The organism is Desulfuromusa ferrireducens (assembly GCF_055389805.1).
In genome coordinates this window covers 3,842,372-3,856,507 of record NZ_AP042415.1, presented here as the reverse complement: position 1 = coordinate 3,856,507, position 14,136 = coordinate 3,842,372, and the positions used below count along the sequence as shown (strand labels likewise).

The window sequence follows — 14,136 nt, the reverse complement described above, 5'->3', positions numbered from 1 at the left end:
TCTCCTTAATATGTTTGTTGATCAGTCTTACAAAGTGACGGGATAATAGTCGTGCTGTCGTTGTCTGTCAAGTTAGAAATTGATAATAAAATAGAAATATTTACGTAGCTTCAGATGGTTACCGATTTTAATCCTGGGATTAATTTATTTAAATGTCTACTAAGAAGAAAATTGCCGCGGCAACTTTGGTCATGGCGATAGCCACGTCGCTTAGTCGGGTTGCCGGTTTGATTAGGGATATGGTCGTGGCCCGCTATTTTGGTGCCGGTTTTGCGACCGATGCTTTTTTTATGGCCTTTACTATTCCAAACCTGTTGCGGCGGTTTTTTGGCGAAGGTTCTTTGACCGCCGCTTTTGTGCCGACCTTTTCTGAAATATTTCACCAGCGTGGCGAAGAGGAAGCTCAGCAACTGGCGAATCGTTGCGTCACGCTTTTATTGTTAGCGATGCTGGTGATTGTAACGCTGGGGATTGTCTGTTCCCCATGGATCGTTCAGGGTATCGGTTACGGTTTTGGTCAAGTCGAAGGCAAGCTCTTGCTGACCGACCAATTGAATCGCCTGATGTTCCCATATATTGGGCTGGTTTCCATTCTGGCGCTGGTGACTGGAATTCTCAATGTTCGGGGACATTTTTTTCTGCCATCGCTGTCGCCGCTGTTTCTCAACTTGGCGATGATTGTAAGTGCTCTGACGATGGGTGCGCTTTTCCAGCAACCGATATTCGCTTTAGCTGTCGGTGTTGTCATTGGCGGCGTGCTGCAGTTGTTGCTGCAATTCCCGGCATTGCTTAAGTATCGTATCCGGCTCCGTTTAGATTTTCGCTTCCTGCACGACCTGCAACTGCGTCGCATAGTCTCCTTGATGCTGCCTGGTATCGCCGGTGTCGCCATTTATCAGATCAATGTTATCGTTATCCGTCTTCTGGCCTCTTTTCTTCCTGAGGGCAGTGTTTCTTATCTTTACTACGGACAGCGTCTGTTTGAGTTTCCGCAGGGCATATTTATAGTTTCTCTCGCTCAGGCTGCTTTGCCGCTGATGAGCAAACAGGTCGCGGAGAAGGATCATCAGGGGATGCGCGAGTCTTTGCACTTTGCGCTGTCGCTGATCACCTTATTTACCTTGCCGGCCATTGTCGGTCTCATCCTTTGCGCGACCCCTGTCTACTCGCTCTTTTTTCTCGGTGGGGAATTTGACCCGGAGGCGATGAGAAATACCGCGTCGACACTGATTTGCTATGCGCCGGGGCTGCTTTTTGTTGGCTACAGCCGGATTGCTGCGCAAACTTTCTACGCCATGAAGGATACCCGCACTCCGGTGATGGTTTCTTTTTGGACCTTGTTGATTAATCTGTTTTGTGGGTTGGTTCTTATGCAGTACTTCTTGCATTTGGGGCTGGCAATTGCGCTTACCGTTTCAACATTGTTTAACGCCGGATTGCTGCTGTGGTTATTGCGGAAAAAGGTTGGGCCAGTATTCCGGAGGTCGTTTATTGCCCCTCTTCTGAAGATGCTGATCGCCTGTTTGTTGATGGGGGGGGTTGTCAGTTTGATTTTGCCGCTGGCAGACTGGCAGCAGACCGGCAATGTCCTGTTTCGCGGCGGAGTGCTCGCTGCTGCCGTCGGCGCTGGACTTCTGACCTATCTGGGATGTTGCCTGTTGTTCCGGGTTGATGAGTTGCAACAGACATGGCAACTTGTTAAGCGGCGCAGATCTGCAGCGAAAAATTGACCCGATTATCATCATCGGCCGATGTGAATTTCTCCCCGTTGGACCTTTTTTTCCATCCATTGTTGCAGCCAGACCTTAAATATCGACCTGGTAGCAGGAGTCAATAAGCAGAAGCCGAACAGGTCGGTGCAGAAACCGGGGGTCAGTAGCAGTAGCCCGCCGGATAGGATCATGGCTCCATCAATCATCTCGCCTGCAGGGACGCGTCCTTCATTTAGGTCACGTTGCATTTTATTGATGAGGTTGAAGCCTTGGCTTCTGGCAAGGTAGGCACCAGCAATCCCAGTAAAAAATATCATTGCGATGGTTGGTATGGTTCCCAGTTGACGACCGGCTTCAATGAGGACATAAATTTCTACAATCGGGACTAAAGTGAAGAGAAATAGCAGTTTTATAAACATCGTTTGTGCCTTTCATAAGATTATTTAAATTAAATAGGTTCGTTATCTGGTAATATTGGGCACGGCCGACCATCCATGTCTAACTTGCTGAAAATACAGGCAAAATAAAATGACTAAAAAATAGGCAAGTCGCATCGGGGGGCAGGAATTCCTGCCCTGTCGTTTATTTCAACAGGCTTTTCCACAGCTTTTCCACAGAAATTGTTGACGACAGCTAAAATCTTATGTTTTTCGCTGACTTTAGAAATTATGACCCTAGTACACGTCAATTTGAGAGTCAATTTCCGTAACCAGCTGCGTGGTTTTTTTTCGCAGAATATCTTCCAGGTCGCAATCCGTTGTGGCCGAAAATTTGCAGAGATTGAACAGTAAGTTACCGAGTTGCTCTTCAAGGTCAGACCGCATGTAGTTGTGGTTGAAAAGGGTCTGCTTGATTTCTGCCAGTTCAAGCTCGATTTTTTGAATTGAATGGTGTGGCTCATCGACGGGACATTTCTTTGCCACCTTGGTGGCTCGCTTTAGAGCGGGGAGTGTTTTGGGGATGCGGTGTTCCAGGGTGTTTTTCTGGCCGCGATCAGAGCGCTCTTGGCGCTTTATTTCTTCCCAGCGCTGTTCGTGTCCTTCGTGGCTTGCGTCGGCGAAAATATGTGGGTGTCGGCGTTTAAGTTTGTTGCTGATTGATTGCGCGACTTCTGACAGTGTGAAATGTCCGAGCTCCGAGAAGATCTGGGCTTGGAAGACGACCTGTAATAGGAGGTCTCCCAGTTCGTCGCAGATTTCTTCTGTGCTGCCTTGGTCGATGGCCTCAAGTAGCTCATAGGCTTCTTCGAGGATGTGCTTTTTAAGGGTTTGCGCTGTCTGTTGTTTGTCCCATTGGCAACCGTTGGGGGACCGCAGTAGTGACATGATCTCAATCAGTTCCTGAAGGCTTTGTAGAGTTTTGTTTTCGGGCAAAATTTAGATCCATTTCATAAATTATGGGGAGATGTAGGCTTTCCGTAGTTCGCGACGTTTGGTACCGGCTGTTCGCCCCATAATTAGCATTTTCCGGATTAAAAAAAACCTTGCAAATTGCTTTCTGATGGGCTAAGAAACTCGCCATTCTCAATCGCTGCTGAGAGAGCATTTTCCCTTGACATGGTTGAGGCTCTCTTTATAATGTTCACCTTTGCTCTGGAGCTGTGTTTATGCACCTCGAGTTAAAAGACATAACGGATGGTTGCCTGGAAAGGGAACTGACCTGTGCTGCTTCAGATTTTCCAATTTTGCTGGAAATGGGGCAGCGTGATGAGGCCCACTTCAATAAGCCAATACGGTTTATCTTGCGCTTGCAGAAGACGGGTCAGTTGGTCGAGGTCGATGGTCAGTTGACGGCCGATGTCGTTTTGTGTTGTGGACATTGTTTGCAAACTTTTGAGAAACAGCTTGCCGCTGATTTTGCTTTTACCTTTACTCCTTACGTTGCTGATGATCAAGCCACGCCAGAGGATGATATTGAGATCGAGCTTGATACCGATGAATTGGGTCTGGTTTTCTATAAAGATGAGAGCTTGGATTTGCTTCAGCCGTTACAGGATCAACTAATGATGACTTTGCCGATTAGCCCGACGTGCAAAGATGATTGTCGGGGGCTGTGCAGGGAATGTGGTTGTAACCTGAATGAAGTTAGCTGTAATTGTACAAAAAAGTTGTTTATTAATAATTTTTCGTCTTTAGCGGGTCTAAAGCTTGGCTCGTCCGACGAATAAGACAGAACAGGCAATTGCCTGAACTATAAATATAGCCGAACCATAATGTTTGGCTGCAAGGAGATTTACGAGATGGCTGTACCTAAAAAGAAAACTTCCAAGTCGAAAAAAAATATGCGCCGTTCCCATCATTCTGTTTCTGCGCCTGGTATCTCGACCTGCCCACAATGCCAAGAAATAAAGCAACCGCACCGTGTTTGCGCAAGTTGCGGGACATATAAAGGTAAAGAAATTATCAGTAGCGACGAAATCTGAGTTAATTTTACTCGATCATGTCGTTTAAAATTGCCATTGATGTCATGGGGGGGGATTCTGCACCTGCCGCCGAAGTTGCTGGTGCTGTTGCTGCTGCTCGTCAGTGGGGTTGTGAAGCGATTCTTGTCGGTGATACCGATAAGATTCAACTCGAACTCTCAAAGCATCAAATCCAGGGACTATCCCTCGAGATCCATCATGCCAGTGAAGTTGTCGGTATGCAGGATTCCGCGTCAGATGCTGTGCGCAAGAAGAAGGACTCTTCTATTCGCGTTGCCTTTGAGCTCGTCAAGCAGGGCAAGGCTGTTGCCGTCGTCAGTACCGGTAACTCCGGCGCTACTATGGCTGCGGGCATGTCTGTTCTGCGCCGTGTCAAGGGGATTGATCGTCCCGCCATCGGCACCTTGGTGCCATCTTTAGATGGCCAGACGATGGTTCTTGATATGGGAGCCAATGTTGAGTGTAAACCGATCAACCTTTTCCAATTTGCCTTTATGGGCAGTATCTATGTTGAGCAAGTGCTCGGCAAGGTTCGCCCGCGAGTTGGTCTTCTCTCTAATGGGGCAGAGGAAAAAAAAGGCAATGATTTAACTCGCGAAACCCATCAACTCCTCAAAGATGCCGATTTGAACTATGTCGGTTATGTTGAGGGTGGTGACATCTATAATGGTTCGGTTGATGTCGTCGTTTGTGATGGCTTTGTCGGCAATGTTGTCTTGAAGGTGTCAGAAGGTCTGGCGGTTGCTATAGGGACAATGTTAAAGCGCGAGATTGAAGGCCGTTTCTGGGCTCGGGTCGGTTATCTGCTGAGCCGTTCGGCTTTTCAGGCCTTCAAGAAGAGAATTAATCCCGCTGAGTATGGTGGTGCGCCCCTGCTGGGTATTGCCGGGACCGGGATTATTTGTCACGGCAGTTCAGATCAGGTTGCAATCAGTATCGCGATTCGCCAGGCAACCGAGTTCGCCAAAATTCGTATAGAAGAACGTCTGGCTGATCTGTCTTGATTTACAGTTTATTGTGAATTGTGATTGAATGAAATATCAGACAAGGGAGAACCAGTTATGAAATCGCGTATCATTGGAACGGGTTCCTATGTTCCAGAAAAAGTTCTGACCAACTTCGATCTCGAAAAGATTGTTGATACGAATAATGACTGGATCATTGCCCGGACTGGAATCGAAGAACGTCATATTGCCGCTGAGGATGAAGTCACCTCTGATTTGGCAGCAAATGCTGCTCAGCGTGCTCTTGAATCTGCCGGCGTGTCGGCTGACGATATTGATCTGATTATTGTTGGAACCATTACCGGAGATTATCCATGGCCAGCAACCGCCTGTCTCGTGCAGGCCAAAATTGGCGCAAAGAAGGCTTTTGCCTACGATGTCTCAGCTGCCTGTAGTGGTTTTCTCTATGCACTCTCCTGTGCCGACGATTTTCTGACTGCAGGCCGCGGGAAAAGAGCTCTGGTTATTGGCGCGGAGACTTTCAGTCGTGCACTTGACTGGACCGATCGCAATACCTGTGTCCTTTTCGGTGATGGTGCCGGAGCGGTTGTCATTGAGGCTCAAGATGGTGACGCTGGGATCCTGTCATCGCACCTGCATTCGGATGGCAATCACGTTGAACTGCTCTATCAGCCCGGTTTCGGCGCGCAAAACCCCGCTTCTGTTGAAGGTATAGAGGCAAGACTCCCTTTTTTGAAAATGCAGGGTAACGAAGTCTATAAATTTGCCGTGCGCATGATGACAGCAGTTTCCAAGGAAGCCCTTGCGGCTAACGGTTACGGTAGTACCGATGTTGACTTGTTTATTCCGCATCAAGCGAACCTGCGTATCCTCGAAGCGACCGCCAAACGGTTGAAGCTTACCGACGAGCAATGTTTTATCAACGTCCATAAGTATGGCAACACCTCTGCTGCAACCATCCCAATCGCGATGGATGAGGCAAATCGAGCTGGTTTACTTAAAGAGGGAAGTTTGCTGTTGATGACTGCTTTTGGTGGCGGGTTTACCTGGGCCGGGTCGTTGGTTCGCTGGTAAGTGTTCAATTAATAATTCACCTTACGGAATAACCGATATGAATGCATTCTTGTTTCCAGGTCAGGGTTCCCAGTTTTCAGGTATGGGCAAGGATCTGGTTGATAATTTTGATGTTGCTAAGCTGACTTTTGAGGAAGCCTGTGACGCTTTGGGTTTTGACATCGCTGCCATGTGCTTTTCCGGCAGTGAAGATGAGCTGAAGTTGACGGCGAACACCCAGCCGGCAATTTTGACCACCAGTATCGCCGCATTGCGTGTGTTGGAACAGGAGACAGATCTCAAACCGTCTTATGCCGCAGGTCATTCGCTTGGTGAATATTCTGCGTTGGTCTGTGCCGGGGCTTTGACCCTTGCTGATGCTGTTCGCATTGTACGCCAGCGTGGCACCTTCATGCAGGATGCTGTGCCGGTTGGTGTTGGCTCTATGGCAGCCATTATGGGGCTGGATCGTCCCGAGCTGGAGCAACTGTGTCGCGATGCTGCCGAAGGTGAAGTTGTTGCACCGGCGAATTTTAATAGCCCGGGGCAGATTGTTATTGCCGGTCACGCGACCGCCGTTGCCAGGGCGATGGCTCTGGCGAAAGAGCGAGGAGCCAAGCGAGCTTTGCCTCTGCCTGTTAGTGCACCGTTCCACTCATCTTTGATGGAACCGGCTGCAAAGCGACTTGCCGAAACTCTAGAAGATATTGCCATTGGTAATTTTGCCTGCCCTGTGGTCGGCAATGTTGAGGCTGCGCCCTATCAGGAGCAGGAACAGGTTAAGCCGTTACTGGTAACGCAGGTTTGCGCCCCGGTTCGCTGGGATGAATCTGTTTGGAAGATGCAGGAACTTGGTGTTTCCTGTTATGTTGAAATTGGCCCGGGAAAGGTACTTTCCGGTCTGGCTAAGCGGATAGCTAAAGGTTCTACTGTGCAGAATGTGTGTGATGTAGCCAGCCTGAAGAAGCTCTAAGGCCACCAAGCAAAACTGTTTTATCTATTGTTTGACAGATATCGTTTTTAAATATAGAAGGAGAAAATCATGGTTCAGGGTAAAGTCGCTCTTGTAACTGGCGCATCGCGGGGGATCGGTCGGAGTATTTCTCTGGCTTTGGCGGCACAAGGTGCCAAAATTGTCGCTGTTGATATTGATCTGGCTGCAACGGATGCATTTGTTGCCGAGCTGAAAGAACAGGGCGCCGAAGCTGTTGCCGTACAGGGTAACGTGACTGTTACTGCCGATGTTGAAAACATGTTCAAGGTTGCTAAAGAGACCTTTGAGAGGGTCGATATTCTGGTCAATAATGCCGGTATTACTCGTGATGCGTTGTTGTTGCGGATGAAAGATGAAGATTGGGATGCCGTGCTTACGGTCAATCTCAAGGGGGCTTTCTTGTGCTCCCGTGCGGCAGCGAAAATTATGTCCAAGCAGCGCTACGGTCGTATCATCAATATTGCTTCGGTCGTTGGTCAGATGGGCAATGCCGGTCAAGCGAACTACTGTGCCAGCAAGGCTGGATTGATGGGCTTGACCCGTTCCAATGCCCGTGAACTGGCAAAGCGTAACATTACGGTTAATGCGGTTGCACCCGGCTTTATCGCTACCGACATGACTGAGGCATTGCCAGAAGCAAAGCGTCAGGAATTGGCGGCCCAGATACCTCTGGAGCGGCTTGGTTCGGCAGATGATATTGCTAATGCAGTACTCTTCTTGGCGGCGGATAACTCCGGTTACATTACTGGGCAGGTTCTCGGCGTCAATGGCGGAATGTACATGTAAACAAAATGGCTAGGTTTATAGCCGAAAACACACAGGAGGAAAGCAAATGGCTTCTATTGAAGAACGTGTAAAGCAAATTGTTGCAGAGCAACTTGGTGTTGATGAAGATCAAGTCACCAATGCTGCTGCATTTATGGATGACCTGGGTGCCGATTCTCTCGACACAGTAGAGCTGGTCATGGCTCTTGAAGAAGAATTCGACGTTGAAATTTCTGACGAAGATGCAGAGAAAATCCAGAAAGTTCAGGATGCCGTTGATTACATCACCAACGCTTCCTAAGTAATTACGGTGGTGATGGAACTTGTTCCGTCACCACCGTTCTGCGTTCTGCTGTAATGCTAAGTTGAGCATAGGTTTTTTCTCCCGGCTGGTCGGGGGATACTTACTGAAAGAGAAGAGATATGCGTAGAGTTGTGGTCACCGGTGTCGGTATCGTGTCTCCACTTGGGACCGGTGTTGAGAAAAACTGGACAGCCATTACTTCCGGGCAGTCGGGATTGGGCAAAATCACCCGTTTCGATGCTTCAGATCTGCCGACCCAGATTGCCGGTGAAGTCAAGGATTTTAATGCTGAGGATTTTATTGAGAAAAAAGAGATTAAGAAAATGGATCTCTTTATTCAGTATGGTCTGGCAGCAGCCGAAATGGCTCTGAATGATTCTGGTCTGGAAATTACTGATGAGAACGCTGAGCGAGTCGGTGTGCTGGTTGGTTCCGGACTAGGTGGTCTGCCTGCTATCGAGAAATATCACGAAGCGTTGCAGCAACGCGGATACAAGAAGATTTCCCCTTTCTTCATTCCGATGTTGATTATCAATCTTGCTCCTGGACATATCTCAATCAAATTTGGCGCCAAGGGCCCGAACCTGTCTTCAGTCTCCGCTTGTGCAACCGGCACCCATTCGATCGGTGATGCCTACCACATGATCGCCCGTGGTGATGCCGATGCGATGTTTGCTGGTGGTACTGAGTCGACAATTACGCCGTTGGCGATCGGTGGTTTTAACGTCATGAAGGCGTTATCGACCCGTAATGACGATCCGCAAGGAGCCAGCCGTCCTTTCGAGAAAAACCGTGATGGTTTTGTCATGGCAGAAGGTGCTGGCATCGTCATTTTGGAAGAGTACGAAGCAGCCAAAGCGCGCGGCGCTAAGATCTATTGTGAGGTCGCCGGTTACGGCATGAGCGGTGATGCCTATCACCTGACTCAACCAGCCGCCGGTGGTGAAGGTGCGGCCCGCTGCATGAAGATGGCGCTGAATAACGCTGGCATCAATCCCGAAGAAGTTGACTATATCAACGCCCACGGGACCTCAACCCACTTCAATGATCTCTATGAGACGATGGCGATCAAATCGGTCCTTGGTGATCACGCCAAAAAGGTGATGATCAGTTCAACCAAGAGTATGACCGGTCACGGACTCGGTGCTGCCGGTGGTATCGAAGCGGCCTATCTGGCGATGACTTTGGACCGGGGTGTGATTCCGCCGACCATCAACTACAATGAGCCTGATGACGACTGCGATCTCGACTACGTGCCGAATCAAGCGCGGCAGGTCGATTGCAAGGTCGCGATTTCGAACTCTTTCGGCTTCGGCGGCACTAACGCCACTTTGGCATTCCGCAAGATCTGAGGTGAATGATGATTGCTGTTGGCAGTGACCATGGTGGATTAGAGTTAAAACAGGCTGTTTGCGAGGTGCTACAACAGCGCGGATTGGGGTTCTCTGATTTCGGTACCAATGGTAGCGATTCGGTCGATTACCCCGACTTTGGTGCCAAGGTCGCTCGGGCAGTATCCAAAGGCGCGGTTGACACTGGAATTCTGATTTGTGGTACCGGCATCGGCATGTCAATTATTGCCAATAAATTTGCCGGTATTCGTGCCGCGCTGGTGCATGATGAATTTACCGCTCAGATGGCCAAAGAGCACAATAATGCCAATATTCTGGTGATGGGTGGTCGAATCCTGACCATTGAACAGGGTGTAAGGCTGGTTGAGGTCTGGCTCGATACCGAGTTTGAAGGTGGTCGACACCAGAATCGCCTGTTGAAGATTGCTGCTGCTGAGCAGTCTGAATAAAATAATACTCAAGCGGGGCAGCCGGACTGTCCCGCTTTTTTCTGTAGCACTGGAGAAGATAATGTCAGAAAAGAATTTAGCCGCATTTGACCCTGAAATTGCCAAGACCCTGCGCGAAGAGACCGAGCGTCAGGAATATAACCTGGAGTTCATCGCCTCGGAAAACTTCGTCAGCGAAGCTGTCCTTGAGGCACAGGGTTCTGTTCTGACCAATAAGTATGCCGAAGGTTATCCTGGTAAGCGCTATTATGGCGGTTGTGAAGTGGTTGATGTTGCTGAGCAGATCGCCATCGATCGGGCTAAAGAACTGTTCGGTGCCGAGCACGCCAATGTTCAGCCCCATTCTGGTTCACAGGCCAATATGGCGGTTTATATGGCCGTTTGTAAGCCTGGCGACACGGTTCTCGGCATGAACCTGGCCCACGGTGGCCACCTGACCCATGGTTCTTCGGTCAACTTTTCCGGTAAATTGTACAATATTGTTCCTTACGGTGTGAAACCGGAAACCGGCACCATTGATTATGAAGAAGTCGAACGGTTGGCCAAAGAGCACAAGCCGAAGCTGATTGTGGTTGGTGCCAGCGCCTATGCTCGTGAACTTGATTTCCCGGCGTTTCGTCGCATCGCCGATGAAGTCGGTGCCGTGGTGATGGTCGATATGGCTCACATTGCTGGACTGGTTGCAGCTGGTGTCCACCCCAACCCGGTTCCTTATGCCGAGTTTGTTACCACGACCACCCACAAAACTCTGCGTGGTCCACGTGGCGGTATGATTCTCTGCACCGAAGAATGGGCGAAGAAGATCAACAGCAATATCTTCCCCGGTATTCAAGGTGGCCCGCTGATGCATGTCATCGCGGCAAAAGCAGTCGCCTTTAAGGAAGCCCTTTCTCCCGAGTTTAAAGAGTACGCCCAGCAGGTGGTCAAAAATGCCCAGACCCTGGCTGCGGAGCTGGTCAGCAAAGGCTACAAGCTGGTTTCCGGTGGCACCGATAATCACTTGATGCTGGTCGATTTTTCCGGCACCGAACTGACCGGCAAGGTTGCCGAGGCGGCCCTGGAAAAAGCTGGCATCACCGTTAATAAGAATGCGGTCCCATTTGATACCCGTTCACCGTTTGTTACCAGTGGCGTGCGTATCGGCACTCCGGCAACCACCACTCGCGGCCTTAAAGAGCCAGAAATGGTCAAGGTCGCTGCTTGGATCGATCGGGCATTGAACAACATCGAAAATGATGCGGAACTGGCTAAGATTCGTGCCGAGATCAAAGAACTCTGCCTGAATTTCCCACTTTACGCCCATCGTTTGAAGTAAGGATTAGGCCATGCAGCGACCGAGTTGGGACGAATATTTCATGCAGATCACCGAGCTGGTTGCCAGTCGCTCGACCTGTATGCGTCGTCAGGTCGGGGCCCTGCTGGTGAAAGAGAAAAATATCCTGGCAACTGGTTATAATGGCGTGCCGAGTGGCATCACTCACTGTGATGTCACCGGCTGCCTGCGTGAACAGCTCAATGTTCCTTCCGGGGAACGGCACGAACTCTGTCGTGGTCTGCATGCCGAACAGAATGCGATTATTCAGGCAGCCCGCCATGGGATAAATATTGATGGTGCAATCCTTTATTGCACCGATTCACCCTGCATTATCTGCAGCAAGATGTTGATCAATGCCGGGGTCGAGGGGATTGTTTTTAAACGCGGTTACCCTGACCAGCTTTCCCTGCAAATGCTCGAAGAGGCGGGGATCGGATATCAGCAGTATCCGCAAAGTGAGGAAGCATGAATTGTCCCTTCTGCAGCCACGGTGATACCCGTGTCGTCGATTCCAGGCTTGGCAAAGATGGCAACAACGTTCGGCGACGGCGCGAGTGCCCGGCCTGTGAGCGGCGCTTTACCACCTACGAGCGGGTTGAAGAGATTCTCCCTTGGGTGATAAAAAAAGATGGCCGGCGTGAAGCCTTTGATCGCGCGAAGATCATCTCCGGAATGCAGCGTGCCTGTGAGAAACGCCCGGTCTCGGTTGAGCAGATTGAAGATATGGTCGATCAGTTAGAGCGGACCTTTCAGGAACGCGGTGGTAAAGAGATTGACGCCAGTTTGATCGGCGAGGCGATCATGGATACCCTGCAGGCGGTTGACGAAGTGGCATATGTGCGTTTCGCTTCTGTCTATCGACAGTTTAAGGATATTAACGAGTTTATGACCGAATTGACCGATTTGCTGAAAAACTCGAAATAAGCATTGTTGACACAAGTTTTTTTAGCAGCCGGGATATCGTCACTATTCCGGCTGTTGTTCTTTTAGGCGGTTACTTCGCGGGAGTTGCTGTGGCCGAAAGTATCCATCAACAGTTCATGCAAAAAGCGCTGCAACTCGCACGTCGCGGTGAAGGCCGAACGGCACCGAATCCGCCGGTCGGTGCGGTGATCGTTCACTCTGCTGCGATTGTTGGCGAGGGCTATCATCCCAAAGCCGGTGAACCACACGCGGAAGTGTTTGCCTTGCGTCAAGCCGCAGGACAGGCCCGCGGCGCGGATGCTTACGTCACCCTCGAACCCTGTTCCCATCAAGGTCGAACCGGTCCTTGTGCCGATGCCCTGATTGCTGCCGGGGTCAAAAGAGTGTTCGTCGGTGTCGAGGATCCCAATCCGCAAGTTGCTGGACGCGGTATTGAACGACTGCGAGACGCTGGCATTGAGGTGACAGTCGGAATTGAGGAACAGCAGTGTCGCCGTTTGATTGCACCCTTTGCCCGTTTTATCACTTCTGCAATGCCTTTTACCATTTATAAAACAGCCATGACCCTGGATGGGAAAACCGCAACTGCAAGCGGTGATTCGCAGTGGATTTCTGGCCCGGAAAGTCGCATGCGTGTGCATCGGCTCCGTGACCGGGTTGAAGCAATTATGGTCGGTATTGGCACGGTGTTGGCTGATGATCCACTGCTGAATACCCGTTTGCCGGAAGGTTCTGGCCGTGACCCACTGCGGGTCGTCGTGGACAGTACTCTGCGTATGCCTGCCACTGCGCGCATGTTGCAGCAGGTCTCAGCGGCCGCAACCCTGATAGCGACCACCTCCATCGATATGGGGAAAATCGAAATTTTGCAGCGCGCAGGTGCTGAAGTCCTGGTTTGTCCTGCAACCTCCGGGCAAGTGTGTCTTTCTTTTTTGTGGCAAGAGTTGGGGGCAAGGAACATCCAGCGCCTTTTGCTCGAAGGTGGGCCTGGCCTGGCCAACTCAGCCTTAGGGGCGGGGTTGATTGATCAATTGATGGTATTTATCGCCCCCAAATTGATTGGCGGCCATGCCGATTTCGGCATCTTTTCCGGTGAGGGTTGCCAGAAATTGGCAGACGCGGTACCTCTTACAGGTCTTTGCTATGAACAGGTCGGTGCAGATATCCTGCTGACAGGAGATGTTAAACGATGTTTACCGGATTGATTCAGGCGCTTGGTAAGGTTCGCTGCTTAAATCGGCAGGGCAACTCTGCCTCGCTGCAGATTTCAAGCGACTTAGTGAAAGACGACCTGCAGTTGGGTGAAAGTATTGCAGTAAATGGCGTTTGCCTGACGGTGACTGCTTGGGATAGCGACTGCTTTAGCGCCGATGTTTCTCCGGAAACCCTCGAGTGCTCGACCCTTGGTGCGCTGCGACCCAACGCACAAGTCAATCTGGAGCGGGCGTTGCGTCTTTGCGATCGCCTCGGTGGGCACTTGGTCAGCGGTCATATCGATTGTGTGGCAACGGTCAGCCGGCGCTATCAGGATCAGAATGCGATCCGTTTTGACTTCAGCGTCCCACCAGAAGCGCTACGTTATCTGGTGGCGAAGGGCTCTGTTGCCATCGATGGTATTAGTCTGACGGTCAACAGTGTTGCCGCTAATGGTTTCTCGGTTGCCGTTATCCCGCACTCGCTGGAGAAAACCACCCTGCAATCCTGTCGTCAGGGTTCCCAGGTTAATATTGAAACCGACCTGATCGGTCGCTATGTTGAACGCTTGTTGCCGACCGGCAAAGAGGCGACTCAGGGCAAGGGGCTCAGTCTTGAGTTTCTTGCCAAGAGCGGATTTATGTGAGATATTTCCCGGCTAACATATTTAAATATAAAGGACTGAAA

General features: G+C 50.3%; 17 protein-coding genes. 15 read left to right on the top strand and 2 right to left on the bottom strand.

All coding sequences use genetic code 11. The features are described from left to right. The first annotated feature begins 152 nt into the window (after positions 1–152). Positions 153–1,730 carry a murein biosynthesis integral membrane protein MurJ gene (gene murJ / locus ACZ5PT_RS17245; RefSeq protein ID WP_464264255.1) on the top strand — a complete coding sequence of 526 codons (1,578 nt, stop codon included), beginning with the start codon at positions 153–155 and terminating at the stop codon, positions 1,728–1,730. Between the two features lie 11 nt (positions 1,731–1,741). Here the strand turns inward: murJ and ACZ5PT_RS17240 are convergent, their stop codons facing one another. Together ACZ5PT_RS17240 and ACZ5PT_RS17235 are read right to left on the bottom strand one after the other, a co-directional pair. After that, positions 1,742–2,131 (bottom strand): FxsA family protein, encoded by a 390-nt coding sequence (locus ACZ5PT_RS17240; protein ID WP_464264254.1) that lies wholly within the window; start codon positions 2,129–2,131, stop codon positions 1,742–1,744. Positions 2,132–2,386: 255 nt separating this feature from the next. Continuing rightward, on the bottom strand, positions 2,387–3,037 hold the full coding sequence (locus ACZ5PT_RS17235) for a MazG family protein (protein WP_464264253.1): 651 nt from the start codon (positions 3,035–3,037) through the stop codon (positions 2,387–2,389). 281 nt (positions 3,038–3,318) lie between these two features. Here ACZ5PT_RS17235 and ACZ5PT_RS17230 point away from each other — a divergent pair, with 281 nt between their 5' ends. The 14 genes from ACZ5PT_RS17230 (at position 3,319) to ACZ5PT_RS17165 (ending at position 14,095) form a co-directional block, all read left to right on the top strand. Further along, positions 3,319–3,879 carry a YceD family protein gene (locus tag ACZ5PT_RS17230; protein ID WP_464264252.1) on the top strand — a complete coding sequence of 187 codons (561 nt, stop codon included), beginning with the start codon at positions 3,319–3,321 and terminating at the stop codon, positions 3,877–3,879. 72 nt (positions 3,880–3,951) lie between these two features. Beyond that, entirely contained in the window at positions 3,952–4,134 is a 183-nt protein-coding gene (rpmF, locus tag ACZ5PT_RS17225) for a 50S ribosomal protein L32 (RefSeq protein WP_464264251.1), read from the top strand. A gap of 17 nt (positions 4,135–4,151) precedes the next feature. Then, positions 4,152–5,138 carry a phosphate acyltransferase PlsX gene (gene plsX / locus ACZ5PT_RS17220; protein WP_464264250.1) on the top strand — a complete coding sequence of 329 codons (987 nt, stop codon included), beginning with the start codon at positions 4,152–4,154 and terminating at the stop codon, positions 5,136–5,138. Positions 5,139–5,195: 57 nt separating this feature from the next. Further along, a complete protein-coding gene (locus ACZ5PT_RS17215; protein ID WP_464264249.1) occupies positions 5,196–6,173 on the top strand; it encodes a beta-ketoacyl-ACP synthase III in 978 nt (325 codons plus the stop codon). A 37-nt stretch (positions 6,174–6,210) separates the two neighbouring features. Further along, positions 6,211–7,125, top strand: a complete 915-nt coding sequence (gene fabD, locus ACZ5PT_RS17210; RefSeq protein ID WP_464264248.1) for an ACP S-malonyltransferase — start codon at positions 6,211–6,213, stop codon at positions 7,123–7,125. 69 nt (positions 7,126–7,194) lie between these two features. Continuing rightward, on the top strand, positions 7,195–7,932 hold the full coding sequence (fabG, locus tag ACZ5PT_RS17205; protein WP_464264247.1) for a 3-oxoacyl-[acyl-carrier-protein] reductase: 738 nt from the start codon (positions 7,195–7,197) through the stop codon (positions 7,930–7,932). Positions 7,933–7,978: 46 nt separating this feature from the next. Further along, positions 7,979–8,212 carry an acyl carrier protein gene (acpP, locus tag ACZ5PT_RS17200; protein ID WP_464264246.1) on the top strand — a complete coding sequence of 78 codons (234 nt, stop codon included), beginning with the start codon at positions 7,979–7,981 and terminating at the stop codon, positions 8,210–8,212. Positions 8,213–8,334: 122 nt separating this feature from the next. After that, on the top strand, positions 8,335–9,567 hold the full coding sequence (fabF, locus tag ACZ5PT_RS17195; RefSeq protein WP_464264245.1) for a beta-ketoacyl-ACP synthase II: 1,233 nt from the start codon (positions 8,335–8,337) through the stop codon (positions 9,565–9,567). A gap of 8 nt (positions 9,568–9,575) precedes the next feature. Continuing rightward, on the top strand, positions 9,576–10,016 hold the full coding sequence (gene rpiB, locus ACZ5PT_RS17190; RefSeq protein ID WP_464266757.1) for a ribose 5-phosphate isomerase B: 441 nt from the start codon (positions 9,576–9,578) through the stop codon (positions 10,014–10,016). Positions 10,017–10,077: 61 nt separating this feature from the next. Then, positions 10,078–11,331 (top strand): serine hydroxymethyltransferase, encoded by a 1,254-nt coding sequence (gene glyA, locus ACZ5PT_RS17185; protein ID WP_464264244.1) that lies wholly within the window; start codon positions 10,078–10,080, stop codon positions 11,329–11,331. A gap of 10 nt (positions 11,332–11,341) precedes the next feature. Then, positions 11,342–11,800: a deoxycytidylate deaminase gene (locus tag ACZ5PT_RS17180; protein WP_464264243.1), complete on the top strand. Its 459-nt coding sequence runs from the start codon at positions 11,342–11,344 to the stop codon at positions 11,798–11,800. Further along, a complete protein-coding gene (gene nrdR / locus ACZ5PT_RS17175) occupies positions 11,797–12,255 on the top strand; it encodes a transcriptional regulator NrdR (protein WP_464264242.1) in 459 nt (152 codons plus the stop codon). Before ACZ5PT_RS17180 ends, nrdR begins: the two co-directional genes overlap by 4 nt. A gap of 89 nt (positions 12,256–12,344) precedes the next feature. Continuing rightward, positions 12,345–13,460: a bifunctional diaminohydroxyphosphoribosylaminopyrimidine deaminase/5-amino-6-(5-phosphoribosylamino)uracil reductase RibD gene (gene ribD, locus ACZ5PT_RS17170; protein ID WP_464264241.1), complete on the top strand. Its 1,116-nt coding sequence runs from the start codon at positions 12,345–12,347 to the stop codon at positions 13,458–13,460. Continuing rightward, positions 13,445–14,095, top strand: coding sequence for a riboflavin synthase (locus tag ACZ5PT_RS17165; protein WP_464264240.1), 651 nt, complete (start codon positions 13,445–13,447; stop codon positions 14,093–14,095). The genes ribD and ACZ5PT_RS17165 overlap by 16 nt, the downstream gene beginning before the upstream one ends. Positions 14,096–14,136: the final 41 nt, after the last annotated feature.